Below are 18413 nucleotides of genomic sequence, written 5' to 3'. Positions count from 1 at the left end.
GCGCCAATCAGAAGGTGACGCCGGCGCCGATGCTGAACATCAGCGAGCGCGGGTAGGACTCGTCCTCGTGCTCCACCGAGTCCCGGGCGTAGGCCAGGTCGAGATCGACCACCGAAAAGAGGGTCAGGCCGGTGGTGATGTACTCGAGTTCCGAGCCGGTGAGGTTCTTGCGGTAGCCGAAGCGCACCCCAGGCAGCCAGCCCTGGGGCGGGGCAGCCGAGACGCTCAGCGTGGCCCACTGATGATCATCACCGAAGGCGTCCTCCACGCCGTTGGCGTCCAGCGAGCCGGCCACCACCCAGCTCCGGTCCGGGGTGTAGACGGCGCCCTCGAGACCGAGCTGCCGCTCCAGGGTGTAGTCCGGGCGGGCCTCCAGCTCACCGCTGTCGATGAACTGCGCGGCGGCATCACAGCGCGACCGGGCGGTGCTGTCCGTATCGTAGTCGTCGCACTCCGTACCGATACGCCGGTAGTCGAGGCTCGGCTCGTTGACGTTGCGAAGCGTCGCCCCGGCCTGCCAGCGCTCGGCCACCCACAGGGCACCCAGGTCGACACCGACCCGGGTGCTGGCCTCGGTGTCGTCGCGCAGGGCGTCATCGAGGACATCGGCGGTGTCGTCATCCTCCACCTCATCGAAGGGGATGACTGCCTGGGAGAGCTCACCCTGGATCATGTTCAGCCGGGCACCGCCGACCAGCCTCCCCTCCTCGCGGACGACCAGCGGGCGCGCGTAGCCCAGGCGCAGCTCCTGAATGGTGGCGTCCTGGATCTGGAAGGCCACCTCGGGGTCGTCTGCGTTCCCGTTATTGGGTGAGAAACCGCCATCGTCGAAGAGCAGCCCCAGCCGCGCCTGCCCGGAGCCGCGGGCCTCCACGGTGAGGGCGTCGCCGCGCTCCTCGCTCAGCGGCACCACCACCGGCGTCAGCGGGAGCTGGGCGGCGCCGCCGAGCTTGAGGTAACCGTCCTCCACGGCCGCCTCGAAGAAATCGATGAACTCAAGGAACTCGTCGTCATCGTCAAGATCCGCCGCCAGGGCGTCGTCCAGGCGGTCGATGAAACCGTCCACCGGGCCCAGCTCCGCCCCGGCGCTCAGCGAGCCGAGCCCCACGTGCCGCTGTCCGGGCCGAGCGGCGGCGCCGGCCGGGTTGGCGAGACTGCCCACGGCGTGGGGATGGCTGGTGGGCCCCAGGGTGAACCCCGGGCTCACCGCGGCGCCGGGGGCCGCCGCCAGCGCCGCAGCGGGCGCGGCGGCAACCGCCAGGGCGCCGGCCAGATAGAGACTGCGACGGCGGCTCACGATCCATCCTCCTCTGCACTGTGCCCCAGGGGTTCGCGCTGATCCCGGCCCACCAGGATGCGGACATCGGCCCCGCGGGGCAGTTCGCCCTCGGTCACCTCCTGGATCCGCTCCAGGGACTCGCCCAGGGCGACGGCCTGCTCGCCGTGGCCGGCGCGATAGCGGATGTGGGTGGTCTGCTGGCCATCGCCGGCACGCGCCGAGTCCTGGATCCGAACCACGTAGTGCCCCTCCTCGCGCAGACGCTCGGCCATGGCCCGGCCCAGCCCGGCCTCGCCGGAGGCGTTGATGACCTCGACGTCGAGCTGCCCGGCGCGGCGGCGCAGCAGCTCGATCCGCTCGCGCTGCTCGTCGGCCCGGCCGGCCTGCATGGCGGCACGGGCCCGGGTGCTGGCGTGGGCAGCCTCCAGATGGTCGATGCGCGCCTCCAGCTCACCCCGCGACGGCGCCGGCTGCGGGCGGTGGGTGAGCTGGGCGGTGACGGTGTTGGTGGGCTCGACGCCAGCATCGGGCAGGTCGCGCCCGGCAGTCAGGGAGAGATCGACGGTGGGTGCGAGGTGCAGCCGCACCCCGGGGCGCAGGGCGAGGCCGAACTGGTTCTGCACCTCATCGCCGCTGAGCCCGTAGACGGCCGCCGCCTCCAGGGTGAGATCGAGGGCCGCCGCTACGCGGTGTTCGGCGCGGGCCCCGTAACGAAGCCGGTTGACGGCGCGGTAGCCGGGCTGGCCGTCGACCTCCGCCACGTCGGCCCGCTCCAGCGCCATACTGCTGTGCAGCCGCGTCTCGCCCAGACCGTCGCTCAGGTGCAGGCCGAGACCGAGGTTGTGGCTGCCGCTGCCGATCCCCGAGTCGTCGTCGACGGGGGCGACGGTGCCGTAACCGGCCAGGGTGATGTCCGCCGCTCCCACGTCCTGGCGCAGCGGCGTCGCTGCCTCCAGGGCGAGGTGGCGCAGGCCGCTGCCATCATCCCCCTGCGCCCGATGCTGCGCGGAGAGGCCGATCTCATAGCCGGCGGGCAGCCCGTAGCGCAGCCGCGGCTCGATGAGCCGTGCATCCTCCCGATCCGAACCGGACCAGGTCTGGCTGCCAACGGACAAGGCGTGCACCGTGGCCCCGTCATCAAGGACCTCGGCGCCGCGGACCCCCGTGGGATCCGCGGCGCTGGCAACAGCGCCCGGGCCGCACAGCGACAGCCCGAGCATGGCGAGGAGGGACTTCCGATCCATGGGACGGCCTTTGCGGGAATCTATGCCGGGTTAGCGGCCGATCCGAGTCCGCCTTGAGGGCGCTGGTTGTCAGGAGTCAGCGTCCTCATCATCGGCCCCGTTGTCCGCGGACGCCGAGCGAGGTCACAACGGTATTTTTCGCCACAGGGGGCCAGCCACACCGGGCGGCCGGCCCCTGCCGGCGGGGGGATTGGTCACGACTCGCCGCCGCGCAGCAGCTCCATGGGGCTGGTCCGCCAGTCCCGGCGGGCCCCCAGCCAGCCCGCGCCGGCCACCGTCACCGCGCCGACGACCGCACCCAGCACCACCACCGATCCGGGGAAGGCGTAGGTCAGATCGAACAGGTACCGGGCCGCCAAGTAGCCGCCCGAGGCGGCGGCGATGCCGGCCAGCAGCCCGGCCAGCGCCCCGGAGGCCGCGAGCTCGGCCACCGCGATGGCCTCCAGCCGTCGCCGCGAGGCGCCCAGGGCACGCAGCAGCGAGGCCTCGAAGCGCCGCTGCGCCGCCGCCGTGCGCAGCGCTGCGAGCAGCACGACCACCCCGGCCACCAGGGTCAGAGCAGCCATCAGCTCCACCACCCGTGCCCCCTGGCCGATGATCCGCCGGGCGGTCTCCAGGATGGCCCCGATATCCAGCGGCGTAGCCCCGGGGAAGCGCTCGTTGAGCTCCGGCAGCACCCGCTCGGCGGCGTCCCCGAGGCGGAAACTGGTGATGTACTCCGGATGGGCATCGATCATCCCCGGCGCGGCGATGACAAAGAAGTTGGGATTGAAGCTGTCCCAGCGCAGCTCGCGCAGCGAGGTCACCGTACCGCTAACCGGCTCGCCGTCGATGACGAAGCTGATCTCGTCGCCCACACCGATGCCCACGCGCTCGGCGTAACCGGCCTCCACCGACCACTCGGCACCGGGGTCGTCGCCCCACCATTCGCCGGCGACCACGCGGTTGTCCTCGGGCAGCGTCTCGGCCCAGGTGAGGTTGAGATCCCGGTCGACCATGCGCTGGGTCCGCGGCGACTCGAAATCACCGGGGCGGACGCGGTCCTCGTTGATGGCGTCGAGCCGACCGCGGGTGATGGCGTAAAGGGTCACCTCGGTGTCCAACTCCTCGGCCAGGAAGGCCTGCAGCGGCTCGACATCCTCCGGCGCCACGTCGATGAGGAAGGTATCCGGCGCATCGTCGGGGATGCCGGCCTGCCAGGTATCGAGCAGGTCCTCGCGGACCGCCGAGAGCAGCAGCAGCGCCATCAGCCCCAGGCCCACGGCCACCACCTGCACCACGGTGGCGCCGGGACGCCGGCTCGGCCCGGTGAGCCAGAGCAGCCGCGAGCCGCTGCGCGCACGCAGCCAGCCGGCCAGGCGCACGGCGGCATACGCAGCGATGGCCAGGGCGGCCAGGGTGGCGGCCGTGGCCGCCAGGACCACGCCGGCGAGGGTGAGATCGCCGGCGCGCCAGACCATGAGCGCGGCGATCACCGCCGCCGCCACGGCGTAGGCCCCGCCGGTCCGCACCACGCCGGCACCCGCGGTGCGCCGCAGCACCCGCATGGGCGGCACATGGCGCAGCCGCGCCGCCGTGGGCAGGGCGAACCCGGCCGCCGCGGCCACGCCCAGGCCCACCCCGTAGATGGCCGGCAGCAGGCCCGGCGCTGGCAGGTTGGGCGGCAGCACATCGGCCAGCAGGGCGATCATCACCGCGTGCAGGGCGAAGCCGATGGCCGCGCCGAGCACGCCGGCGGCGAGCGCCACCGCGCCGAGGACCGCGGCCTGGATGGCCACCACCCGGCCCTGCCGAGCGCCGAGCACGCGCATGACCGCCACGCGGTCGAGCTGCGCCTCGGCGTAGTGCCGGGCGGTGAGCAGCACCGCGGCGGCGGCGACCACCACGGTGATCAGCGCCGCCAGGCCCAGGAACCGCTCGGCCTGGCCGACGATCTCCTGGATGGCCGGCTGCGCCTCGGTCCCGGTGAGCACCTCCGCCTCGGGTCCCTCCGCCTCGCGCAGCCACTCGGCGAAGGCGTCCAGCTCCGCGTCGGCCCCGGCGAGCAGCAGGGCGTGGCTCACCCGCGCGCCCTCGCCCACCAACCCGGTGCCCTCGATATCCTCCCAGGCCATCAGCACCCGCGGGGCCACGCTGCCGAACATGCCGGCACGATCGGGCTCGGCGGTAACCAGCCGCGTCATGGGCAGTTCGCTGTCGCCGACCTCCAGGGATCCGCCAAGCTCGGCACCGAGCAGGTCGAGCAGTCGCGGCTCGACCCAGGCCTCACCCGGCTGCGGGCGCTGCTCCGCCACCCGGTCGGCGCTCTCGCGATCCTCTGCGTAGCGCAACTCACCGCGCAGGGGGTAGCCGACCTCCACCGCCTTGGCGGAGACCAGGCGCGTGCTGCCATCGGCAGCCACCACGGTGGGGAATTCCACGGTGCGCGCCGCCTGCAGGCCGCGCTCGCGGGCCTCGTCCAGCCACGCCTGCGGGGCGGCGTCGTCGGTGCGCACCAGGCGATCGGCGGCGATCAGCTCCGCCGCCCGCTCGGTGGTGGCCGCCCCCACCCGGTCGCCCAGCCACCCAACGGCGGTCACCGCGGCCACAGCCACAACCAGCGCGGCGGCGAGGATCCCCAGCCGGCCGGCGGCCAGATCGCGTCGCAGGAAGCGCGCGGCTAGCCGCAGCGTGGTGCCAATCGCAGAGTTCGGGGCGCTCATCGGGCCAGCACCCCCTCGCGGAAGCGATAGACGGTCTCGCAGCGCTCGGCCACCGAGGGATCGTGGGTGACCAGGATCAGGGTGGTGCCGTGCTCCCGGTTGAGGTCGAAGAGCAGGTCCACCACCTGGGCACCGATGGTGTCGTCCAGGTTGCCGGTGGGCTCGTCGGCCATTAGTAGCCGCGGCTCCGTCACGAAGGCGCGGGCGATGGCCACCCGCTGCTGCTCGCCGCCGGAGAGCCGCTCGGGGGTATGGTGCAGGCGATGCCCCAGCCCCACCCGCTGCAGCGCCGCAGCCGCCGCCTCACCGTCGCCACCACGGCCGGAGAGTTCCAAGGCCAGGCGCACGTTCTCCAGCGCCGAGAGCCCGCCGAGCAGATGGAAGGCCTGGAAGACAAAACCGATGCGTCCGGCCCGCGCCGCCGCACGCCCGTCCTCGTCCAGCGCGGTCAGCTCCTCGCCGTCGACACAGACCTGCCCGCTGGCGGGCTGCTCCAGGCCGGCCAGCAGCCCGAGCAGGGTCGATTTACCGGAGCCCGAGGCGCCCAGGATGGCGACGCTCTCGCCGTGGCGGATGGTAAGATTCAGGTTATCGAACAGGACGACCTCGCCGTCGGGGCCACGAAAGCGCATCCCCAGGCCGCGGGCTTCCAGCGCCGGGTGAGGGGTGCCCGCCGCGGCGGGGGCGTCGGCTTCTTCCTTCAGCATCGGGTGTTCGCTCCTATGGCTGGTACCGGCTGCTTCTTTTTGCCCCTGCGCCGGGCGTTGTTCGCCGCGGCACTGGCGCTGCTCCTGGCGCCGGCGGCGGCCGCCGCCGAGCGTCCGACCATCCTGGTCTTCGGCGATTCACTCTCCACCGCCTACGGCTTCGACCGCGACGAGGCGTGGCCCGTTCTACTCGAGACACGCCTGGACGAGGCCGACCTGCCCCACCGGGTGACCAACGTCAGCCGCAGTGGCGAGACCACCAGCGGCGGGACCCGGCGCCTGCCCGACGCCCTCCAAGAACACGAGCCGGAGATCGTCCTGCTCCAGCTCGGGGGCAACGACGGCCTGCGCGGCCAACCCCCGGAGCGGATCCGCAGCAACCTGGCGCGGATGATCGAGCAGGCCCACGAGGCGGACAGCCAGGTATTGCTGATCGGCATCCGTATCCCACCGAGCTACGGGCGAACCTACACCGAGCAGTTCGCGGCCATCTACCCCGAACTGGCCGAAGAGCACGACCTGCCGGTGATCCCCTTCCTCCTCGATGGGGTCTGGGACCGGGACGGGATGATGCAGAACGACGGGGTCCACCCCACCGCCGAGGCGCAGCCGAAGATCGCCGAGCGGGTGTGGGAGACCCTTCGCGAGATGCTCGACACCGCCTCCTAACGGCTGACCGACGCCCCCCACCGGCGGGAGCGGGTGGGGCCGGGGTCAGCCAGGGGCCTCGCTCGCCAGGGACGGCGAGCGTGGAGCCCCCAAAGGTGGGCGGGTAGCGTCCCCAGGTCGGCACCGGCGCCAGCACGCCCCCGCCGGCGGTGATCGTCGGTCGCCCCTGGGGGCAGGTATCAGGAGGTGGCTTTCTCGCCGCCGAACCACTCCATCATGCGCGGGATCAGGGTGCGCAGCTCAAGGGTCATCAGCGAGAAGTCGGCATCGAGCTGCTCGGCCTGGCTCTCCGGGTCGCGGTCGCCGGCCTGCTCGCGGATGACGTCGTGGAATTTCAGGCGGCGCAGGCTCAAGTCGGTGTCGAGCACCGCGCTGAGCCGCTCGCTGTAGGTCACCGCCAGCCGGCGAACGCGCTTGCCGGCATCGATGTGGGCACGCATCTCGTCGGAGGTCAGGTCTTGGCGCTTGACGCGGACCTCGCAACCCTCGGCGTTGGGGTCCTCGAGCACCGCCTCTTCGCCTAGCTCCAGGTCACCGGGCAACTGCTGCTGCGCCAGCCAGCGGGTCATGATGGTCCCCGGCCCCATCTCGGTCTCCGGCGGACTGAGGGTGAGATCCCCCCACGCCTCGCGCAGCTGCTCGACGAAGTGCTCGGCCTGTTTCTCGGAGCCGGCGTCCACCACCAGGTAGCCGGCCTCGGTATCCAGGTAGCCCCAGGTCCGCTTGTGGCGGCTGAATGCCCGCGGCATCAGGTCGGTGACCACCTCGTCGCGGATGCGGTCGCGCTCGCGCTTGCGCACCTTGCGATGCTCGGCCGCCTCCACGGCGCTGATGCGCTCGTCCATAGCCTCGCGAATCACCGCCGCGGGCAGCAGCTTCGTCTCCTCCTGCAGACAGAAGAGCAGGCTGCCGGCGGCGGCGTGCACCAGCGGCGCCCCGGGGCCGAGCGGCGGTACGAACCCACTGCGGCTCGGCTCCAGTGCCCCGCAGGGCGTGAAGGCGAGCGCACCCAGGCGCTGGTCGGCGGTCTCGGGGTCGTAAGCGACGTCATCGCGCAGGCGGTAGGGGATCAGGTTACGAAACCACATGGGGGGCCAGTCGGTTGCGCAGCTTCAGGGCTCGGTCGGCGGCCTCCTGCCGGTCGTCGCCGAGCACGGTGATGTGGCCCATCTTGCGGCCGGGGCTCGGCGCGCCCTTGCCGTAGAGGTGGAGGGTGGCCGCCGGGTCGGCGAAGACCTCGTCCCAGGGCGGGGTGCCGGCATCCCAGACATCGCCGAGCAGGTTGACCATGGCCGCCGGGGTCAACCGCCGGGTGCTACCCAGGGGCAAGCCGCAGATGGCACGCAACTGCTGGTCGAACTGTGAGGTGACCGCCCCCTCGATGGTCAGGTGGCCGGAGTTGTGCGGCCGCGGGGCGATCTCGTTGACCATCAGCTGTCCGCCGGCGTCGATGAAGAACTCGACGCAGTAGGTGCCGACGGCGTCGAGCCCCTCTCCCACCAACCGGGCGATCTCCACGGCCTGCTGACACAACGCCGGGTCGAGGTCGGCATCGCTGACCGACAGATCGAGGATGTGGTCCCGGTGGCGATTCTCGGTCACCCCGTAGTGGACAAAACGGCCATCCACGCCGCGGGCGGCCACCACCGAGACCTCCATGGCCAGATCGATACGCGCCTCGACCACCGCCTCCTCGGCACCGATGGCCGGCCATGCAGCGGCCACGGCCTCGACGCTATCTACCCCCGCCTGGCCCTTGCCGTCGTAGCCCAGCCCGGCGCTCTTGATCACCGCCGGGGCACCGAGACGTTCCACGGCAGCGGCCGCCTCCGCGGCCCCGCAGACGGACTCGAAGGGGACCGTGGGCAGGCCGTGCTGGCGCAGGAAGGTCTTCTCCAGGGCGCGGTTCTGCGTCGTCGCGAGGGCGTGGGGGGACGGCCGCACCGGTAGGCACTCCGCGGCGGCCTCGACGGCCCCCCGGGGCAGATTCTCGAACTCGTAGGTCAGCACGCTCAGTTCGCCAGCCAGGCTGCGCAGCAGCTCCGCCGTGGGCTCGGCGTCGTGCACGACATCGGCCACTTGCCCGGCCGGGGCCTGCCCGGCGCCGGGGGCGATGACGTGGACCCGGTAGCCGGAACGCCGCGCGGCCACGGCGAGCATGCGGCCGAGCTGGCCGGCACCGAGGATGCCGATGGCCGCTCCCGGCAAGATCGGCGCGGCGACGGTCATGAGAGCTCCTCCCCATAGACGCGCTCGGCCTGCTGGGTGCGGAAGGCCTTGAGCGCGTCGGCGTAGCGCGGATCCTCGCGGGCGAGCATGGCCACCGCAAAGAGCGCCGCATTACGCGCGCCGGCGGTGCCGATGGCGAAGGTGGCGGTGGGCACGCCGGCCGGCATCTGGACGATGGACAGCAGCGAGTCGAGGCCGTTAAGGGCCTTCGACTGCACCGGCACCCCGAGCACCGGCACGATGGTCTGCGCGGCGAGCATGCCGGGCAGATGGGCGGCACCGCCGGCGCCGGCTATGATCGCCCGCAGGCCGCGCTCTTCGGCCTCGGCGGCGTAGTCGGCCATCAGTTGCGGGGTTCGGTGGGCAGAGACCACTCGGGCCTCATGGGGCACCTCGAAGTCACGAAGCACCTCGGCGGCGCCGGAGAGGGTGTCCCAATCGGAACTGCTGCCCATCACGACGCCCACTAACGGCTGCGCGTCGGTCATAACGGGTCCACTCGCAAAAGCGAAAATTGTAGCACGGGCGGGAGGTCAGGAGCGGATATTGAGCAGCGTGCCGGTCATCTCGTCGACGGCCCGCACGACGCGGACGCCGGCGTGTCCCTGCTGCTCGTAGCTCAGCGACTGGATGACCGCCGTGTGCATCTCCTCGGAACGAGGATCGGACTGCGCTGTAACCCGGGCCACCTGGGCGGCGGTCCGGGTCAGGCCCTCGTCCGCGCGGTGGATGGCCTGCATCCCCGCCGGATTGAAAGCGGTCACGTCCATGGCAACGCGCTGCCCGCAAGTATGACTCAGTGCATAAGTGTAATCCGGGCCGGCCGTCGACACCAGCCCGCCCGACCCGGAAGATGGCTTCAGTCGCCGTAGAGCACGCCGTGGCGGACGTAGGAGCCCGGTGCCGGCTCGATCGGGGCGTGCTTTTTCGACCCGACCTTCCGTGCAGCAACGCTCTCGCCGCCGTGGCCGGCCAGCCACTGCCCCCAGTCGTTCCACCATGAGCCCTCGTGGGCCTCGGCCCCGGCCAGCCACTCATCCTGATCCACCGTCTTGGCGGTGTTGGTCCAGTAGCCGTACTTGTTCTTGTGGGGCGGATTGATGACGCCGGCGATGTGGCCGGATCCGCCAAGCACGTAGCGGGTGGGACCGGAGAGCAGCCGCGGGCCACGGATGGTGCTCTTCCAGGGGGCGATGTGGTCCTCCTTGGCCGACATGAAGTAGGCCGGGATGTCGACCCGGCCCAGGTCGATGGCCTCCCCCGCCAGCTCCAGGGCACCCGGCTCCTTGAGCAGGTTGCGCTGATACATGTTGCGCAGGTAGAAGCTATGCATCTTGGCGGGCATGTTGGTGGAATCGGAGTTCCAGTAGAGCAGATCGAAGGGGAACGGCTCATCGCCCTTGAGGTAGTTGTTCACGAAGAACGACCAGATCAGGTCGTTGGCGCGGAGCATGTTGAAGGTCGTGGACATGTACCGACCCTCCAGATAGCCCTTCCGGCTCATGCGCCGCTCCAGCGTGGCGATCTGCTCCTCGTCGAGGAAGACCTCCAGCTCACCGGGGTACTCGAAGTCGAGCATGCAGGTCAGGAAGGTCGCGGCCTGAATGCGCCGGTCCCCGCGGGCCGCCAGCCAGGCCAGGGTGCAAGCCGACAGGGTCCCGCCGAGGCAGTAGCCAACCAGGTTCATCTCGTCGCTGCCGGTGATCTCCTGGACCACATCCATGGCCGCCACCGGCCCCTCGAGCATGTAGTCCTCGAAGCGCTTCTCGGCCAGGCTCTCATCGGGGTTGCGCCAGCTGATGATGAACACGGTGTGGCCCTGGGCCACCAGCCACTTGACCATGGACTTCTCGTCATTGAGGTCCATGATGTAGTACTTGTTGATCCACGCCGGCACCAGCAGCAGGGGCCGCTTGTGGACCTCGGCGGTGGTGGGCTCATACTGGATGAGCTGCATGAGTTCGTTCTGGTAGACCACCTGCCCCGGGGTGGTGGCGAGGTTGGTGCCGACCTCGAAGGCGTCGTAGTCGGTCATCTTGATGTCGAGCCGGCCACGACCCCGCTTGAGGTCGTCGAGCAGATTGCTCAGCCCCTGCAGCAGGTTCTGGCCGCCGGTCTCGACGGTCTTCTCGAGCACCTCGGGGTTGGTGGCCACGAAGTTCGACGGGGCCATGGCGTCGATGAACGCCCGGGTGTAGAAATCCACCTTCTTCTTGGTCTGATCATCGAGCCCTTCCACGTCCCGGACCACCGCGTGGGTGTGATCCGCCGCCAGGAGGTAGGACTGCTTAACGAAATCGAAGAAGGGGTGATCCTCCCAGTGCTGGTGCTGAAAGCGCCGATCCCCCTTGGCCGGCTGCGCCACCGGCTCGGACTCCAGCCCCCAGAAGCGCAGGGCCACGTTCTGCATCAGGCTCATGTAGTCCTGCCAGAAGGACATCTGCACCTGCATCAGGCGGGCCGGATCGGCCATCACCCGCGCGCTCAGCTGCTGGAACAGCTGCGCCATCTGCGCGGCATCCTCCATGGCCACGTGGTGCGTCGACTGCTCCTGCTGCAGGAACTCCTGCACCAGCTCCTGACTCTTGGCGGTAATCTCGGTCAGCGACCGGGAGAGCGCCTCGTAATCGATGTCCTGGTTCCGGGTGCCGTTCTCTTGTGCCATACCGCTCCTCGCGATCGGGGCCACGTGCCCCGCGGGTGTCTTGTCTCCGGAGGAACATACTAATGCACGCAGGATTGCGTTGCGATGCGTCAACCGATGCCGGGCTGCGCGGCGTGCTGACCGACGGCGACGATGCCCTCGCCGCCGCATGGGCCGAGCGCCTGGGCGTGCCCCAGCTCGACGCCCACCCCGACGCCGGCCCCGGGGTGGTGCTGCGCGCCGGCGACCCGCCTGCGCTGCAGATGCTCGGCCGGCGCGCCCCCGGACCGGTGGCGGTGGACTTCGCGGACCGGCAGCTGAAGCGCCGGGTGGCCGGCTCCACGCCCCGCCGCGACCCGTTGGCGCGCGCCGTGGGGCTACATAGACGACCGCAGACGGCAGTGGTCGATGCCACCGCCGGACTCGGCCAGGACGGCTGGGTGCTCGCCGCTCTGGGCGCCTCGGTGACCTGGATCGAGTGCAGCCCGGTCCTCTCCGCCCTGCTCGCCGCCGCCCTCGAGCGGGCTGCCGCCGAGCCGCAGCTGGCCGCCACGGCCGAGCGCATCCGCCTGCAACCGGGGGATCTGCGCGACGTGCTGGGGCGGCTCCCCACCGCCTCGTGCGAGGTGGTCTACGTTGATCCGATGTACCCCGACGGCGCCACCCGCGGCGCCGTCGGCCGCCCAGCGCAGGTCCTGCGGGCCCTGCACGCGAGCGCACCGCCCCCGGCCGAAGCCGACCTGCTGGCCGCGGCGCTGGCCCACGCCACCCGCCGGGTGGTGGTCAAGCGTCCGCAGCGCGCGGCCCCGGTGTCCGGCCCACCGCCAAGCCGGGCGGTATCCGGCCGGGCGGTGCGTTTCGACATCTACGAGCGGGGCTAGGATATACGGCGGCGTCGAGAGGAAGGGAGGCCGAACGAAAGCGCCAGCGGCACCCGAGGGTGTCCGCTGGCGCGGGGCATAGGCCGTATAGATGGCTGGGGGAGGTGGATTCGAACCACCGCTGACGGAGTCAGAGTCCGTAGTCCTACCGCTAGACGATCCCCCAGCAGGAACTGCTGCTTTCGCCGCGTTAACGCTTGGAGAACTGCGTCGCGCGACGGGCCTTGTGCAGGCCGATCTTCTTCCGCTCGACCATGCGCGCATCGCGGGTGATGAAACCAGCACGCCGCAGCGGCGCCTTGAGCTCGGCGTCGTAGTTCGCCAGCGCCCGGGCAATGCCGTGGCGCACCGCACCGGCCTGCCCGCTGGACCCGCCGCCCGAGACGGTCGCCTTGATGTCGAACTTGTCCGCGGCGTCCACCTGATCCAGCGCCTGGCGCACGATCATCCGCCCGGTCTCGCGCCCGAAGTACTCGTCGAGCGGGCGACCGTTAACGGTGATATTGCCGTTACCCGGGGTCATGAACACCCGCGCGGCAGAGGTCTTGCGGCGTCCGGTTCCGTAATACTGCTGATTCGCCATGGTCTTGATCGTTCCCGATTGTAGCCTCAGAGCTCCAGCGGCTGCGGCTGCTGAGCGTGATGACGGTGCTCGTTCCCGGCGTAGACCTTGAGCTTCTTGAGCATGGCCCGGCCCAGCCGGTTCTTCGGCATCATCCCGCGCACCGCGCTCTCGATCAGGCGCTCCGGATGACGTTCACGCACTTCGGCCACGGACCGGCTCTTGATGCCGCCCGGGAAACCGGTGTGCCAGAAATACTGCTTGTCCCGCTCTTTCCGCCCGGTCAGGCGAATCTTGTCGGCGTTGATCACGACAATATAATCGCCCGCGTCGACGTGCGGAGTAAAGACCGGCTTGTGCTTGCCGCGCAGGCGATGCGCGACCTCGCTGGCCAGCCGCCCGAGCGTCTTGTCGGTGGCGTCGACCAGGTACCAGTCGCGTTGAACCTCTGCGGGCTTGGCGCTATACGTCTTCATCGCTTCGCTCTCTCCGTCGAAGACCGCGCATAATAACGGAAGGCGGCGGTACTGGCAACCGCCACTGCCCCCGCCGTCCGCGGCGGCTCAGACTTCTTGGTTGGCCGGCAGGTTGCGCCCGGCGAAGATCTCCATCATCTCCCGGCGCAGATGCCTGCGGATCGTGTTCGCCTCTTCCTCGTCAAGGTCGGCACTCGACTCGCCGAAGAGGTAATTATCCAGGTCGAACTCGCGCAGGATCATCTTCGTGTGGAAGATGTTCTCCTGGTAGACGTTCACGTCCAGGGTCTGGTAGCGCTCCTTGGTGTCCTCGGAGAGGTAGTTCTGGATCGAGTTGATCTCGTGATCGATGAAGTGCTTGTGCCCCTCCACGTCGCGGGTGAAGCCGCGCACGCGGTAGTCCATCGTCACGATGTCCGAGTCGAACGAGTGGATCAGGTAGTTGAGCGCCGTCAACGGCGAGATCACGCCGCAAGTGGAGACATCGATGTCCGCCCGGAAAGTGCTCACACCCTTGTCCGGATGCATCTCCGGGTAGGTGTGCACGGTGATGTGCGACTTGTCCAGGTGGGCAACGACATCGTCGGGCAGCGGCCCGGGCCGCGCCTCGGCGCTCTCCTCGGCCTCCTCGGGCGACACCGGACCCTCGGAGATGAGGATGGTCACGCTGGCCCCCTGGGGGTCATAGTCCTGGCGCGCGACGTTGAGCACATTGGCGCCGATGATCTCGGCGACGTTGGTCAGGATCTCGGTCAGCCGTTCGGCGTTGTACTCTTCGTCGATATATTCGATATACGCCCGCCGCTGCGCCTCGGTCTTGGCGTAGCAAACGTCGTAGATGTTGAAGCTCAACGACTTGGTCAGATTGTTGAAGCCGTGGAGCCGGATGCGGGTGTAATCGACCAACGCCTGGGCCCTCCCGTCGCCGGTGGGAAGTGTGCGCTCAAGGAAGCAGGGAATTATGCACAAATCTGGCGATAACGCCACCGTTGTAATGGACAGTAGCTCCGCGGCCGACGTTCCGTGGAACACCCGCCGCGCGGCCCACGGCCACCCCGCCGGTCACGCCCCAGCGGGGCCGCCGAAGAGCTCGGCGAGCCGTTCCCCCGGGCTCTCCGCGGACATGAACGCCTCGCCGACCAGGAAGGCGTGGATGCCGGCCGCGCGCATACGGGCCACATCCCCGGCGGTATGGATGCCGCTCTCGGTCACTGCCAGGGCACCGGAGGGCATCGCCCCGGCCAGCGCCTCGCTGGTTGCCAGATCGGTATGGAAGGTCCGCAGGTCCCGGTTGTTCACGCCGACCAGCGCCGGCCCCAGCGGTGCGACCCGGGCCAACTCCTCGGCGTCGTGGACCTCGATGAGCACATCCATGCCCAGTTCCACCGCCAGGGCGTGCAGCTCTGCCAGCTGCGCATCACCCAGCGCCGCGGCGATAAGCAGGATGCAGTCCGCCCCGAGGACACGCGCCTCGTAGACCTGATAGGCATCGACGGTGAAGTCCTTGCGGAGCACCGGCACGGTGACGGCCTCGCGGGCCTCCTGCAGATGGGCGTCATCGCCCTGGAAGAAGTCGCGGTCGGTCAGCACCGACAGGCAGGCGGCACCGTGACGCTGGTAGTCGGCGGCGATGGCCGCCGGCCGGAAGTCGTCGCGGATCACGCCACGGCTGGGCGAGGCGCGCTTGATCTCGGCGATGACCCCGGCGCCGCCGGCCTCAACCCGCTGCAGCAGGGCATCGCAGAACCCGCGGGTCGGCGCCAGGTCGGCAGCGGCGGCCGACAACTCGCGCAGCGATCGGGCCTCGGCGCGCTCGACCACCTCCTCGGCCTTGCGGCGCAGGATGCGGCGCAGGATATCCGGCGTCCCGGTGGCGCTCATTGGGCGAGCTCCCGGGTCGTCGCCACGAAGCGCTCCAGGGTCTGGGCGGCGGCCCCGGAGGTCATGAGTTCCCGAGCCCGCTCCACACCACGACGCAGATCGGGCGCCTCACCGCCGACATAGAGCGCGGCACCGGCGTTGGCGGCGATGAGCTCCATGGCGGCAATGCGCTCGCCGGCGAAAGCGGCACGGATCATCGCCAGGCTGTCCTTGGTGCCGGAAATGGTGACCTCATTGAGCGGCGCGCTGCGCAGCCCCAGATCCTCCGGCGTGACGGTGTACTCCTCGATCTGCCCGTTGCGCAGCTCGGCGATCCGCGTCGGGGCGGCGATGCTGATCTCGTCCAGCCCGTCCTCGGCGTGGACCACCAGCACGTGGTCGCTGCCCAGGGCCTGGAGCACCTCGGCCACCGGGCGCACCCACTCCTGGCCGAACACCCCGAGCAGCTGGCGCCGCGCCCCGGCCGGGTTGGACAGGGGGCCGACCAGGTTGAACAGGGTGCGCACACCGAGTTCCTTGCGCGGCCCCACGGCGTGCTTCATGGCGCTGTGGTGCAGCGGGGCAAAGAGGAAACCGACGTTGACCCGGCGGATGCACTCGGCCACCGCCTCGCTGCTGAGCTCCAGCGTGGCGCCGCAGGCCTCGAGCAGATCGGCACTGCCACTGCGCCCGGAGACCGAGCGGTTACCGTGCTTGGCCACCGGGATGCCCCCGGCGGCGGTGACGAAGGCGGCGGCGGTGGAGACGTTCAAGGTGCCGCTGGCATCACCGCCGGTGCCGCAGGTGTCCACCAGGCGGTGGAAGTCGTCGCCGACATCGACCCGCTCGGCGAGCTCGCGCATGACCGAGGCAGCAGCGGCCATCTCCTGGACCGTCTCCCCCTTCAGGCGCATGCCGATGAGGAAGCCACCGATCTGCGCCGGCGTGGCCCCACCGGTCATGATCGTGCGGAAGACCGCGGTCATCTCATCGGGGCTGAGGTCCTGGTTTTCCGTGATTCGACGAAGGGCGGCGGTTAGGTCCATGGGGTGCCTCGGTTTTTTGATGGTTCAGGGTACTAGGGGCAGGGTTCAGGCGACGGCGCGGGGCTGCTCGAGGAAGTTGCGTAGCAGATCGTGGCCGGACGATGTGAGGATCGATTCCGGGTGGAACTGCACCCCCTCGACCGGGAGACGGCGATGGCGCAGACCCATGATCTCGTCGACGGCGCCGTGGGCCCCCTCGGTCCAGGCGGTGATCTCCAGCTCCTCAGGGAGGCTTTCGCGCTCGACGATCAGCGAGTGGTAGCGGGTGGCCTCCAGCGGCTCGGGGAGGCCGGCGAAGACTCCCTGGCCGCGGTGACGCACCGCGGACGTCTTGCCGTGCATGACCTCGCGGGCCCGGACCACGCGGCCACCGAACACCTGCCCGATGGTCTGGTGCCCGAGACAGACGCCGAGGATGGGCACCTCGCCGGCCAGGCAGCGGACCACCTCAAGCGACACGCCGGCCTCGTTGGGCGTGCAGGGCCCTGGCGAGATCACGATGCGCTCCGGACGCAAGCGGCGCACCTCATCGGCACTGATCTCGTCGTTGCGCACCACCTCGACCCGGGCACCCAGCTCACCCAGGTACTGGACCAGGTTCCAGGTGAACGAGTCGTAGTTGTCGATCATCAGGATCATAAGCCAGCCTCGGCCATCTCGACGGCGCGCAGCAACGCCCGGCCCTTGTTCAGGGTCTCTTTCCACTCCAGCTCGGGGACCGAGTCGGCGACCACCCCGGCGCCCGCCTGGACATGGACCTGGCCATCGTGGACCACCGCCGTGCGGATGGCGATGGCGGTATCCATATTGCCCGACCAGGACAGATAGCCGACGGCCCCGGCGTAAACGCCCCGCTTGACCGGCTCGACCTCGTCGATGATCTCCATGGCGCGGATCTTCGGCGCGCCGGAGACTGTCCCGGCGGGGAACGTGGCCCGCAGCACGTCCATGGGGCCGAGCCCGGGACGCAGCCGGCCAACCACGTTAGAGACGATGTGCATGACCTGGGAGTAGCGCTCCACCACCATGCGCTCGGTCAGGCGCACGGTGCCGGTCTCGGCCACCCGGCCGACGTCGTTGCGCCCGAGGTCGATGAGCATCACGTGCTCGGCGATCTCCTTAGGGTCCGAGACCAGTTCCTGCTCCAGCTCCCGGTCGCGGGCTTCGGTGGCCCCGCGCTTGCGGGTCCCGGCGATGGGACGCACGGCCACCTCGCCATCCTCGAGGCGGACCAGGATCTCCGGCGAGGATCCGACCACCTGGCACGCACCCAGATCGAGGAAATACATGTAAGGCGACGGATTGGTGCAACGCAACGCCCGGTAGAGATCGAGCGGCTCGGCGCTGAACGGCATGCTCATGCGCTGCGAGGGAACCACCTGCATCACGTCGCCTGCAGCGATATACTCGCGGATCCGCTCCACCGCGTCCTCGAAGCCGGCCTGGGTGAAGTTGTAGCGGGGCTCGCCGGCCGCCACACCACGCCCCCGGGACGGGGGCCGCTGCACGGGCTCGGCCAGCCGCGCGGCGAGCTCGTCGAGCCGGGCCAGCCCGGCCTCATAGGCGCCGGGCTCGCGCGGGTCGCAGTGGACCACCAGGTAGAGCCGGCCAGCGAGGTTGTCGAAGACCACCACCTCCTCGGCCTCCACCAGGCAGATATCCGGCAGCCCCAGGGCGTCTTCCGGGGCCCCCTCAGCCAGGCGCGGCTCGACGTAACGCACGGTATCGTAGCCGAAATACCCCACCAGCCCGCCGAGAAAACGCGGCATCTGCGGGAATCCGGAGGGCGTTGCGGCGCGGTGGCGGTGCTGGTAGGCCTCGATCCAGGCGAGCGGATCGCGAACCTGCTCCTCGTCGACCAACGCGCCGTCGCGGCGAACCTCGACCCGGTGGCCGTAGACGGCGATCTCGGTCCGGGCCGGCAGGCCGATGATGGAGTAGCGCCCCCACTTCTCACCACCTTCCACCGACTCAAAGAGGAAGGAGCGCGGCCCGCGGGCGAGCTTGAGATAGGTGGACAGCGGCGTGTCGAGATCGGCCAGCACCTCCCGGATAAGGGGGATACGGGTGTAGCCGGCCTCGGCGAGGCTGTGGAATTCGTGCTCTTTCATCGC

General features: G+C 70.1%; 18 protein-coding genes and 1 tRNA gene. 2 read left to right on the top strand and 17 right to left on the bottom strand.

Annotated features, from left to right (window positions below):
• Nucleotides 1-7: 7 nt before the first annotated feature.
• The 4 genes from traF to LRA98_RS08495 form a co-directional block, all read right to left on the bottom strand.
• A complete protein-coding gene (traF, locus tag LRA98_RS08510) occupies nt 8-1297 on the bottom strand; it encodes a conjugal transfer protein TraF (protein ID WP_238633892.1) in 1290 nt (429 codons plus the stop codon).
• Nucleotides 1294-2523: a LytR C-terminal domain-containing protein gene (locus LRA98_RS08505; RefSeq protein WP_238633890.1), complete on the bottom strand. Its 1230-nt coding sequence runs from the start codon at nt 2521-2523 to the stop codon at nt 1294-1296. Before LRA98_RS08505 ends, traF begins: the two co-directional genes overlap by 4 nt.
• A 194-nt stretch (nt 2524-2717) precedes the next feature.
• Nucleotides 2718-5225, bottom strand: coding sequence for an ABC transporter permease (locus tag LRA98_RS08500; RefSeq protein ID WP_238633889.1), 2508 nt, complete (start codon nt 5223-5225; stop codon nt 2718-2720).
• The gene (locus tag LRA98_RS08495) at nt 5222-5932 is read right to left on the bottom strand and encodes an ABC transporter ATP-binding protein (RefSeq protein WP_238633888.1); all 711 of its coding nucleotides are present in this window, start codon (nt 5930-5932) and stop codon (nt 5222-5224) included. Before LRA98_RS08495 ends, LRA98_RS08500 begins: the two co-directional genes overlap by 4 nt.
• A gap of 15 nt (nt 5933-5947) precedes the next feature.
• Here LRA98_RS08495 and LRA98_RS08490 point away from each other — a divergent pair, with 15 nt between their 5' ends.
• On the top strand, nt 5948-6601 hold the full coding sequence (locus LRA98_RS08490; protein ID WP_238633887.1) for an arylesterase: 654 nt from the start codon (nt 5948-5950) through the stop codon (nt 6599-6601).
• A 179-nt stretch (nt 6602-6780) separates the two neighbouring features.
• Here LRA98_RS08490 and LRA98_RS08485 read toward each other — a convergent pair whose 3' ends face one another.
• The 5 genes from LRA98_RS08485 to LRA98_RS08465 form a co-directional block, all read right to left on the bottom strand.
• Nucleotides 6781-7689, bottom strand: a complete 909-nt coding sequence (locus tag LRA98_RS08485; protein WP_201172376.1) for a recombination-associated protein RdgC — start codon at nt 7687-7689, stop codon at nt 6781-6783.
• Entirely contained in the window at nt 7676-8830 is a 1155-nt protein-coding gene (locus LRA98_RS08480) for a 5-(carboxyamino)imidazole ribonucleotide synthase (protein ID WP_238633886.1), read from the bottom strand. Before LRA98_RS08480 ends, LRA98_RS08485 begins: the two co-directional genes overlap by 14 nt.
• Nucleotides 8827-9318: a 5-(carboxyamino)imidazole ribonucleotide mutase gene (gene purE / locus LRA98_RS08475; RefSeq protein ID WP_201172390.1), complete on the bottom strand. Its 492-nt coding sequence runs from the start codon at nt 9316-9318 to the stop codon at nt 8827-8829. Before purE ends, LRA98_RS08480 begins: the two co-directional genes overlap by 4 nt.
• 45 nt (nt 9319-9363) lie before the next feature.
• Nucleotides 9364-9600, bottom strand: coding sequence for a hypothetical protein (locus tag LRA98_RS08470; RefSeq protein WP_201172393.1), 237 nt, complete (start codon nt 9598-9600; stop codon nt 9364-9366).
• Between the two features lie 89 nt (nt 9601-9689).
• Nucleotides 9690-11495, bottom strand: a complete 1806-nt coding sequence (locus LRA98_RS08465; RefSeq protein ID WP_238633885.1) for a PHA/PHB synthase family protein — start codon at nt 11493-11495, stop codon at nt 9690-9692.
• Between the two features lie 62 nt (nt 11496-11557).
• On the opposite strand from LRA98_RS08465, the gene LRA98_RS08460 reads away from it, so the two are divergent.
• A complete protein-coding gene (locus LRA98_RS08460; protein WP_238633884.1) occupies nt 11558-12355 on the top strand; it encodes a class I SAM-dependent methyltransferase in 798 nt (265 codons plus the stop codon).
• Nucleotides 12356-12447: 92 nt separating this feature from the next.
• On the opposite strand, the gene LRA98_RS08455 is transcribed toward LRA98_RS08460, so the two are convergent.
• From LRA98_RS08455 to trpE, 8 genes are all read right to left on the bottom strand, one after another.
• Nucleotides 12448-12521 (bottom strand) — tRNA-Gln (locus LRA98_RS08455).
• A 24-nt stretch (nt 12522-12545) separates the two neighbouring features.
• The gene (gene rpsI, locus LRA98_RS08450) at nt 12546-12938 is read right to left on the bottom strand and encodes a 30S ribosomal protein S9 (protein ID WP_201172401.1); all 393 of its coding nucleotides are present in this window, start codon (nt 12936-12938) and stop codon (nt 12546-12548) included.
• A gap of 26 nt (nt 12939-12964) precedes the next feature.
• Nucleotides 12965-13393, bottom strand: a complete 429-nt coding sequence (gene rplM, locus LRA98_RS08445; RefSeq protein WP_011814863.1) for a 50S ribosomal protein L13 — start codon at nt 13391-13393, stop codon at nt 12965-12967.
• Nucleotides 13394-13480: 87 nt separating this feature from the next.
• Nucleotides 13481-14299 carry an adenosylmethionine decarboxylase gene (speD, locus tag LRA98_RS08440; protein WP_041595177.1) on the bottom strand — a complete coding sequence of 273 codons (819 nt, stop codon included), beginning with the start codon at nt 14297-14299 and terminating at the stop codon, nt 13481-13483.
• Nucleotides 14300-14455: 156 nt separating this feature from the next.
• Nucleotides 14456-15274 (bottom strand): indole-3-glycerol phosphate synthase TrpC, encoded by an 819-nt coding sequence (gene trpC / locus LRA98_RS08435; RefSeq protein WP_201172419.1) that lies wholly within the window; start codon nt 15272-15274, stop codon nt 14456-14458.
• Nucleotides 15271-16299: an anthranilate phosphoribosyltransferase gene (gene trpD, locus LRA98_RS08430; RefSeq protein ID WP_238633883.1), complete on the bottom strand. Its 1029-nt coding sequence runs from the start codon at nt 16297-16299 to the stop codon at nt 15271-15273. The genes trpC and trpD overlap by 4 nt, the downstream gene beginning before the upstream one ends.
• 45 nt (nt 16300-16344) lie before the next feature.
• The gene (locus LRA98_RS08425) at nt 16345-16938 is read right to left on the bottom strand and encodes an anthranilate synthase component II (protein ID WP_201172425.1); all 594 of its coding nucleotides are present in this window, start codon (nt 16936-16938) and stop codon (nt 16345-16347) included.
• Nucleotides 16935-18410 (bottom strand): anthranilate synthase component I, encoded by a 1476-nt coding sequence (gene trpE / locus LRA98_RS08420; RefSeq protein WP_201172428.1) that lies wholly within the window; start codon nt 18408-18410, stop codon nt 16935-16937. Before trpE ends, LRA98_RS08425 begins: the two co-directional genes overlap by 4 nt.
• Nucleotides 18411-18413 lie beyond the last annotated feature (3 nt).

Origin of the sequence: Halorhodospira sp. M38, from assembly GCF_022227985.1 — a bacterium.
GTDB classification, from domain to species: domain Bacteria; phylum Pseudomonadota; class Gammaproteobacteria; order Nitrococcales; family Halorhodospiraceae; genus Halorhodospira; species Halorhodospira halophila_A.
The sequence above is the reverse complement of the archived record's forward strand: the minus strand, read 5'-3'. Positions and strand labels throughout refer to the sequence as shown.

Excerpts from the sequence above, each read along its gene's own strand:
- LRA98_RS08495 (WP_238633888.1), bottom strand. The coding sequence starts at position 5,932 with ATGCTGAAGGAAGAAGCCGACGCCCCCGCCGCGGCGGGCACCCCTCAC.
- trpE (WP_201172428.1), bottom strand. The coding sequence starts at position 18,410 with ATGAAAGAGCACGAATTCCACAGCCTCGCCGAGGCCGGCTACACCCGT.
- LRA98_RS08425 (WP_201172425.1), bottom strand. The coding sequence starts at position 16,938 with ATGATCCTGATGATCGACAACTACGACTCGTTCACCTGGAACCTGGTC.
- rpsI (WP_201172401.1), bottom strand. The coding sequence starts at position 12,938 with ATGGCGAATCAGCAGTATTACGGAACCGGACGCCGCAAGACCTCTGCC.
- LRA98_RS08470 (WP_201172393.1), bottom strand. The coding sequence starts at position 9,600 with ATGGACGTGACCGCTTTCAATCCGGCGGGGATGCAGGCCATCCACCGC.
- LRA98_RS08505 (WP_238633890.1), bottom strand. The coding sequence starts at position 2,523 with ATGGATCGGAAGTCCCTCCTCGCCATGCTCGGGCTGTCGCTGTGCGGC.
- LRA98_RS08465 (WP_238633885.1), bottom strand. The coding sequence starts at position 11,495 with ATGGCACAAGAGAACGGCACCCGGAACCAGGACATCGATTACGAGGCG.
- LRA98_RS08460 (WP_238633884.1), top strand. The coding sequence starts at position 11,558 with ATGCACGCAGGATTGCGTTGCGATGCGTCAACCGATGCCGGGCTGCGC.
- LRA98_RS08485 (WP_201172376.1), bottom strand. The coding sequence starts at position 7,689 with ATGTGGTTTCGTAACCTGATCCCCTACCGCCTGCGCGATGACGTCGCT.
- LRA98_RS08490 (WP_238633887.1), top strand. The coding sequence starts at position 5,948 with ATGGCTGGTACCGGCTGCTTCTTTTTGCCCCTGCGCCGGGCGTTGTTC.
- trpC (WP_201172419.1), bottom strand. The coding sequence starts at position 15,274 with ATGAGCGCCACCGGGACGCCGGATATCCTGCGCCGCATCCTGCGCCGC.
- LRA98_RS08500 (WP_238633889.1), bottom strand. The coding sequence starts at position 5,225 with ATGAGCGCCCCGAACTCTGCGATTGGCACCACGCTGCGGCTAGCCGCG.
- LRA98_RS08480 (WP_238633886.1), bottom strand. The coding sequence starts at position 8,830 with ATGACCGTCGCCGCGCCGATCTTGCCGGGAGCGGCCATCGGCATCCTC.
- purE (WP_201172390.1), bottom strand. The coding sequence starts at position 9,318 with ATGACCGACGCGCAGCCGTTAGTGGGCGTCGTGATGGGCAGCAGTTCC.
- rplM (WP_011814863.1), bottom strand. The coding sequence starts at position 13,393 with ATGAAGACGTATAGCGCCAAGCCCGCAGAGGTTCAACGCGACTGGTAC.
- trpD (WP_238633883.1), bottom strand. The coding sequence starts at position 16,299 with ATGGACCTAACCGCCGCCCTTCGTCGAATCACGGAAAACCAGGACCTC.